Genomic DNA, 525 nt, shown 5'->3' with positions numbered 1-525 from the left:
CTCAAGATCGCGTGCATCGAGGAGGTGGCTTTCAGGATGGGGTTTATTGACAGGGAACAGCTGCTGAAACTGGCGGAGGGGTATCCTAACAGTTATGGAGAATATTTACGGTTGATAGCTGATGAAGCCTAAAAGCTAATTTACCACAGCACAGCCATTCATAGGCTGCTCCACAGGGTTTCACAGATTAAAGCTGGAATCTGAAGGGGGAATAACAATTCCTGTAAAGGCGGCGATTAACTTACCACAGTACAGCCATTCTTTGGCTGCTCCACAGCTTGTCACCCATGACATTGACGACGGGTTGATTGCACAGGCAAAATATAAATCTTAGCCCATATGTTTGATTTAACCCTGTTAAACCCTGTGATGCGGTCCGGGAATGACCGCGCTGTGGTTAGAAGCTTTGGAAAGGAGTTGGATATGATCGATGGAGTCAAAGTCAAACCCCTGAAAGTCATCCCCGATGAGCGGGGTCGTCTCATGGAGATCATGCGTTGTGATGACGATGTGTTCGAGAAGTTC

The 525-nt window shown here is 47.4% G+C and carries 2 protein-coding genes; both read left to right on the top strand.

Annotated features, from left to right (window positions below; genetic code table 11):
* A partial coding sequence (locus P1S59_14740; GenBank protein ID MDF1527476.1) for a glucose-1-phosphate thymidylyltransferase occupies positions 1–132 on the top strand: 132 nt, incomplete at its 5' end.
* A gap of 291 nt (positions 133–423) precedes the next feature.
* The coding region (locus P1S59_14735) for a dTDP-4-dehydrorhamnose 3,5-epimerase (protein MDF1527475.1) at positions 424–525 on the top strand (102 nt) is incomplete at its 3' end.

The organism is bacterium (genome assembly GCA_029210965.1).
Taxonomy (GTDB): Bacteria; BMS3Abin14; BMS3Abin14; order BMS3Abin14; family BMS3Abin14; genus JALHUC01.
The sequence above is the reverse complement of the archived record's forward strand: the minus strand, read 5'-3'. Positions and strand labels throughout refer to the sequence as shown.